The sequence below is a fragment of the Nocardia carnea genome, from assembly GCF_029869215.1.
Lineage (GTDB): Bacteria > Actinomycetota > Actinomycetes > Mycobacteriales > Mycobacteriaceae > Nocardia > Nocardia carnea_B.
In genome coordinates this window covers 1-1,570 of record NZ_JARWPM010000395.1, presented here as the reverse complement: position 1 = coordinate 1,570, position 1,570 = coordinate 1, and the positions used below count along the sequence as shown (strand labels likewise).

At 74.8% G+C, this 1,570-nt stretch carries 1 protein-coding gene and 1 pseudogene; one reads left to right on the top strand and one right to left on the bottom strand.

The window, feature by feature from the left end; all coding sequences use genetic code 11:
* On the top strand, positions 1 to 1,339 hold a 1,339-nt coding region (locus tag QH276_RS28775), incomplete at its 5' end, for an alpha/beta fold hydrolase (RefSeq protein ID WP_280406962.1).
* Between the two features lie 132 nt (positions 1,340 to 1,471).
* Here QH276_RS28775 and QH276_RS28770 read toward each other — a convergent pair.
* Positions 1,472 to 1,570 (bottom strand): annotated as a pseudogene (locus QH276_RS28770) (twin-arginine translocase subunit TatC); the annotation flags it as partial.

Below are 1,570 nucleotides of genomic sequence, written 5' to 3'. Positions count from 1 at the left end.
CACCGCCCGGGAGTCGGCCGAGCACTACTACGGGGGCGGCGCCTACGGCGCATCCAAATTCGAGGCCTATCCGGTGCGGCGCGAACGCGCCGCGGCCGCGGGGGTAGCGCTGACGATCGCCAACCCGAGCACCGTCCTCGGCCCCGGCCAGTACCTCGGCCTCGCCGAACTCGCCCGCGACCTGTGGTACGGCAAACTGCCCGCGCTCCCCGGCAACGCCCGCACCCTGCTGCCGATCCTCGACCTCGGTTACTTCGCCGAATTCCTCGCCGCCCTGCCGCACAACCCGGACACCGCGGGCCGCTCCTACACCGTGCTGGACCCGGCGAGCCCGCCGCTCCCGGAACTGATCGGCATTCTGGCCCGCCATATGCACGTCCGCGTACCGCGTTTCACCATCCCGGCGGGAGTGGTCGCGCGACTCCCGCGCCGGCTCACCGGGGTGGACGAGGAGCGGCTGGCCTTTCTGTCCGAGGACCGTTACGACACCTCGGCCGCCACCGCCGTGGCCACCGCCGCCGGCCTCACCATGCCACCCACCGCGACCATCCTGCGCGACTGGGCCGACCATCTGGTGAGCAGCCGTTTCGGCGCCACCGCGGCGGACCCGGCCGCCCGCTTCGACAACGGCCTCTGGGTGAGCGGCGACGCACGCACACCGGATTTCGTGCTGTTGCACGGCCTTCCGACCGACAGCGAGGTCTGGCGCGAAGTCACCGCGGCGGCGAACGGGTCCACCTACACCGCCGATCTACCCGGCCTGGGCCGTTCCGCCCCCGGCGCCGACCCCGCCGACTTCGTTCCCGACCGGCTCATGGCCGCGGTCACCACCCGCCCGGTCCTGGTCGGCCATTCCCTGGGCTGCCTCCCGGTGCTGCGCTACGCGGCCGCCCACCCCGGCCGCATCGCCGGAATCGTCCTGATCGCACCGGCGTTCCTCCAGCCCCGCGGATCATGGCGCACCCGCCTCCCGATCACCGCGCCGATACTGCGCCGCCTCGGCCCCGGCCGTCTCGCCGCCACCCTGGGCGTACCACCCGGCCCCGCGATCGAGAGCGCGGCCGCCGCGCTGAGCCGCCCCGGCGTGGCCCGGCGAACCGTCGCGGCCCTGCGCGCCGCGAGCCGGCCCGCGTACCGCGCCGCCGCCCGCCGCCTGCTCGACGAGGTCACCGTGCCGGTGCATATAGTCGCCGGTTCCCGCGACCCACTCAGCACGCCCGTAGCGGCGCCGGCCACCGTGATCGACGGGGCGGGCCACTACCCGCACCTCACGCACCCGCAGCAGGTGGCCGAGGTACTGAATACCGTCCGTACGCGCGCTGCCCACGCACCGGCCTGACCGCCGGAGAGCCGCACACGCGCACACCCGGCTCCGGCACCCGGCACCGGCGTTGTCGGCCGGCGGGGCGGCGCTACCGCCAGACCGCCGGGAACCGTTTCGGCCGCGGCCCCGGGTCCGGGGGGGCCGGGTCACCCCGGCCGTCATCCCGACCTTCAACCGCAGCATGAACTGCTCGAACGGCGCCGTCGCCAGCAACCGGCACTCCCCGTCCGGCGACAATGACGCCCG